The sequence below is a fragment of the Streptococcus sp. S784/96/1 genome (genome assembly GCF_902729355.1).
Lineage (GTDB): Bacteria > Bacillota > Bacilli > Lactobacillales > Streptococcaceae > Streptococcus > Streptococcus caledonicus.
This window is the reverse complement of the sequence record NZ_CACVCC010000058.1, coordinates 1-5,187: the sequence shown is the minus strand read 5'-3', so window position 1 is coordinate 5,187 and position 5,187 is coordinate 1. Positions and strand designations below refer to the sequence as shown.

1 tRNA gene and 3 rRNA genes are annotated in these 5,187 nt (G+C 49.4%); all 4 read left to right on the top strand.

Annotation, left to right across the window (positions count from 1 at the left end):
• Nucleotides 1–169 precede the first annotated feature (169 nt).
• Nucleotides 170–1,718: ribosomal RNA gene (locus GZ996_RS11395) — 16S ribosomal RNA — on the top strand.
• Between the two features lie 69 nt (nucleotides 1,719–1,787).
• Nucleotides 1,788–1,860: transfer RNA gene (locus GZ996_RS11390), tRNA-Ala, on the top strand.
• 245 nt (nucleotides 1,861–2,105) lie between these two features.
• Nucleotides 2,106–5,007, top strand: a 23S ribosomal RNA gene (locus GZ996_RS11385).
• 96 nt (nucleotides 5,008–5,103) lie between these two features.
• Nucleotides 5,104–5,187 (top strand): 5S ribosomal RNA (gene rrf, locus GZ996_RS11380); the annotation flags it as partial.

Below are 5,187 nucleotides of genomic sequence, written 5' to 3'. Positions count from 1 at the left end.
AAAAAGTAGTTGACACCGTTAGAAATATTTGCTAGAATAAAGGAGTTGTCTCTAAGGAGAAGTCCATTGAAAACTGAACAAGACGAAGCAAGTGCGGGTTACGGAAGTAACCTGTCAAAGACACAATAAACGGAAAAGCCAGAGAGGCTTAGCCGGACAAACTGTAATAATTAATGAGAGTTTGATCCTGGCTCAGGACGAACGCTGGCGGCGTGCCTAATACATGCAAGTAGAACGCTGAGTACTGGTACTTGTACGAGTATGAAGAGTTGCGAACGGGTGAGTAACGCGTAGGTAACCTACCTGATAGCGGGGGATAACTATTGGAAACGATAGCTAATACCGCATAACAGCTTTTAACTCATGTTAGAAGTTTGAAAGGAACAAGAGTTCCACTATGAGATGGACCTGCGTTGTATTAGCTAGTTGGTGAGGTAATGGCTCACCAAGGCGACGATACATAGCCGACCTGAGAGGGTGATCGGCCACACTGGGACTGAGACACGGCCCAGACTCCTACGGGAGGCAGCAGTAGGGAATCTTCGGCAATGGGGGGAACCCTGACCGAGCAACGCCGCGTGAGTGAAGAAGGTTTTCGGATCGTAAAGCTCTGTTGTAAGAGAAGAATGTTGGTGAGAGTGGAAAGTTCACCAAGTGACGGTATCTTACCAGAAAGGGACGGCTAACTACGTGCCAGCAGCCGCGGTAATACGTAGGTCCCGAGCGTTGTCCGGATTTATTGGGCGTAAAGCGAGCGCAGGCGGTTTCGTAAGTCTGAGGTCAAAGGCATTGGCTCAACCAATGTACGCCTTGGAAACTGCGAGACTTGAGTGCAGAAGGGGAGAGTGGAATTCCATGTGTAGCGGTGAAATGCGTAGATATATGGAGGAACACCGGTGGCGAAAGCGGCTCTCTGGTCTGTAACTGACGCTGAGGCTCGAAAGCGTGGGTAGCGAACAGGATTAGATACCCTGGTAGTCCACGCCGTAAACGATGAGTGCTAGGTGTTAGGCCCTTTCCGGGGCTTAGTGCCGGAGCTAACGCATTAAGCACTCCGCCTGGGGAGTACGACCGCAAGGTTGAAACTCAAAGGAATTGACGGGGGCCCGCACAAGCGGTGGAGCATGTGGTTTAATTCGAAGCAACGCGAAGAACCTTACCAGGTCTTGACATCCCAGTGACCGTCCTAGAGATAGGATTTTTCTTCGGAACACTGGTGACAGGTGGTGCATGGTTGTCGTCAGCTCGTGTCGTGAGATGTTGGGTTAAGTCCCGCAACGAGCGCAACCCCTATTGTTAGTTGCCATCATTAAGTTGGGCACTCTAGCGAGACTGCCGGTAATAAACCGGAGGAAGGTGGGGATGACGTCAAATCATCATGCCCCTTATGACCTGGGCTACACACGTGCTACAATGGTTGGTACAACGAGAGGCAAGCTGGTGACAGTAAGCAAATCTCTGAAAGCCAATCTCAGTTCGGATTGTAGGCTGCAACTCGCCTACATGAAGTCGGAATCGCTAGTAATCGCGGATCAGCACGCCGCGGTGAATACGTTCCCGGGCCTTGTACACACCGCCCGTCACACCACGAGAGTTTGTAACACCCGAAGTCGGTGAGGTAACCGTTAAGGAGCCAGCCGCCTAAGGTGGGATAGATGATTGGGGTGAAGTCGTAACAAGGTAGCCGTATCGGAAGGTGCGGCTGGATCACCTCCTTTCTAAGGAAAAAGGAAGCACTTGTCGCGTCTTGTTTAGTTTTGAGTGGTCTCAAAGGAAGAGACAGATGTGGGGCCTTAGCTCAGCTGGGAGAGCGCCTGCTTTGCACGCAGGAGGTCAGCGGTTCGATCCCGCTAGGCTCCATAGGATATTGTTCCTACACAACTTAATAGTCAGTGAAGTTGAACACGCAACTAACTTTTTAGGAAAGAAGTTTCGCAAAAGCGACCGTTGCTTAGTATCCTAAATTTGTCCATTGAAAATTGAATATCTATATCAAATTCCACAATTCAATAAAGTGAATTGTAAGAAAAGTAACAAGAAAATAAACCGAAAACGCTGTAAGTATTTAATGAGTTTTCTAATTTTGAGAAGAATTAGGTTAATAAGGTTAAGTTAATAAGGGCGCACGGTGGATGCCTTGGCACTAGAAGCCGAAGAAGGACGTGACTAACGACGAAATGCTTTGGGGAGCTGTAAGTAAGCGCCGATCCAGAGATGTCCGAATGGGGGAACCCACTAACTAATGGTTAGTATCCATATCTGTTAAGGATATGAGAAGGAAGACGCAGTGAACTGAAACATCTAAGTAGCTGCAGGAAGAGAAAGCAAACGCGATTGCCTTAGTAGCGGCGAGCGAAACGGCAGGAGGGCAAACCGAAGAGTTTACTCTTCGGGGTTGTAGGACTGCGATGTGGGATGACAAGATTATAGACGAGCTACCTGGGAAGGTAGGCCAAAGAGAGTAATAGCCTCGTAGTCGAAATAGTCTTTAACCCTAGCAGAATCCTGAGTACGGCGAGACACGCGAAATCTCGTCGGAATCTGGGAGGACCATCTCCCAACCCTAAATACTCTCTAGTGACCGATAGTGAACCAGTACCGTGAGGGAAAGGTGAAAAGCACCCCGGGAGGGGAGTGAAAGAGAACCTGAAACCGTGTGCCTACAAGAAGTTCGAGCCCGTTAATGGGTGAGAGCGTGCCTTTTGTAGAATGAACCGGCGAGTTACGATATGATGCGAGGTTAAGTTGAAGAGACGGAGCCGAAGGGAAACCGAGTCTTAATAGGGCGCATAGTATCATGTTGTAGACCCGAAACCATGTGACCTACCCATGAGCAGGTTGAAGGTGCGGTAAGACGCACTGGAGGACCGAACCAGGGCACGTTGAAAAGTGCTTGGATGACTTGTGGGTAGCGGAGAAATTCCAAACGAACTTGGAGATAGCTGGTTCTCTCCGAAATAGCTTTAGGGCTAGCGTCGATGTTAAGTCTCTTGGAGGTAGAGCACTGTTTGGGTGAGGGGTCCATCTCGGATTACCAATCTCAGATAAACTCCGAATGCCAATGAGATATAATCGGCAGTCAGACTGCGAGTGCTAAGATCCGTAGTCGAAAGGGAAACAGCCCAGACCACCAGCTAAGGTCCCCAAATATATGTTAAGTGGAAAAGGATGTGGGGTTGCACAGACAACTAGGATGTTAGCTTAGAAGCAGCTATTCATTCAAAGAGTGCGTAATAGCTCACTAGTCGAGTGACCCTGCGCCGAAAATGTACCGGGGCTAAAACATATTACCGAAGCTGTGGATGACCTTAAAGGTCATGGTAGGAGAGCGTTCTATGTGTGAAGAAGGTGTACTGTGAGGAGCGCTGGAACGCATAGAAGTGAGAATGCCGGTATGAGTAGCGAAAGACAGGTGAGAATCCTGTCCACCGTAAGACTAAGGTTTCCAGGGGAAGGCTCGTCCGCCCTGGGTTAGTCGGGACCTAAGGAGAGACCGAAAGGTGTATCCGATGGCCAACAGGTTGATATTCCTGTACTAGTGTATATAGTGATGGAGGGACGCAGTAGGCTAACTCAACCCAGCGACTGGAAGAGCTGGGCTAATCAGTGAGGTGTGGTATGAGTCAAATGCTTATACCTATAACATTGAGCTGTGATGGGGAGCGAAGTTTAGTAGCGAAGTGAGTGATGTCACCCTGCCAAGAAAAGCTTCTAGCGTTTAAGTATACACTACCCGTACCGCAAACCGACACAGGTAGTCGAGGCGAGTAGCCTCAGGTGATCGAGAGAACTCTCGTTAAGGAACTCGGCAAAATGACCCCGTAACTTCGGGAGAAGGGGTGCTGACTTAAAGTCAGCCGCAGTGAATAGGCCCAAGCAACTGTTTATCAAAAACACAGCTCTCTGCTAAATCGTAAGATGATGTATAGGGGGTGACGCCTGCCCGGTGCTGGAAGGTTAAGAGGAGGGTTTAGCGTAAGCGAAGATCTGAATTGAAGCCCCAGTAAACGGCGGCCGTAACTATAACGGTCCTAAGGTAGCGAAATTCCTTGTCGGGTAAGTTCCGACCCGCACGAAAGGCGTAATGATTTGGGCACTGTCTCAACGAGAGACTCGGTGAAATTTTAGTACCTGTGAAGATGCAGGTTACCCGCGACAGGACGGAAAGACCCCATGGAGCTTTACTGCAGTTTGATATTGAGTATCTGTACCACATGTACAGGATAGGTAGGAGCCATTGATTACGGGACGCCAGTTTCGTATGAGGCGTTGTTGGGATACTACCCTTGTGTTATGGCTACTCTAACCCGGATAGGTTACCCCTATCGGAGACAGTGTCTGACGGGCAGTTTGACTGGGGCGGTCGCCTCCTAAAAGGTAACGGAGGCGCCCAAAGGTTCCCTCAGATTGGTTGGAAATCAATCGTAGAGTGTAAAGGTATAAGGGAGCTTGACTGCGAGAGCAACAACTCGAGCAGGGACGAAAGTCGGGCTTAGTGATCCGGTGGTTCCGTATGGAAGGGCCATCGCTCAACGGATAAAAGCTACCCTGGGGATAACAGGCTTATCTCCCCCAAGAGTTCACATCGACGGGGAGGTTTGGCACCTCGATGTCGGCTCGTCGCATCCTGGGGCTGTAGTCGGTCCCAAGGGTTGGGCTGTTCGCCCATTAAAGCGGCACGCGAGCTGGGTTCAGAACGTCGTGAGACAGTTCGGTCCCTATCCGTCGCGGGCGTAGGAAATTTGAGAGGATCTGCTCCTAGTACGAGAGGACCAGAGTGGACATACCGCTGGTGTACCAGTTGTCTCGCCAGAGGCATCGCTGGGTAGCTATGTATGGAAGGGATAAGCGCTGAAAGCATCTAAGTGCGAAGCCTCCCTCAAGATGAGATTTCCCATGATTTTATATCAGTAAGAGCCCTGAAAGAAGATCAGGTAGATAGGTTAGGAGTGGAAGTGTGGTGACACATGTAGCGGACTAATACTAATAGCTCGAGGACTTATCCTAGTCATAAGAGAAGAAGATAGTATTGACAGCGGGTTAGTTTCTTGATAGAATATAGGTATTCAATTTTCAGTTGACAAAATGTCGACTAAGAGATAGTTAAGTGACGATAGCCTAGGAGATACACCTGTCCCCATGCCGAACACAGCAGTTAAGTCCTAGAACGCCGGAAGTAGTTGGGGG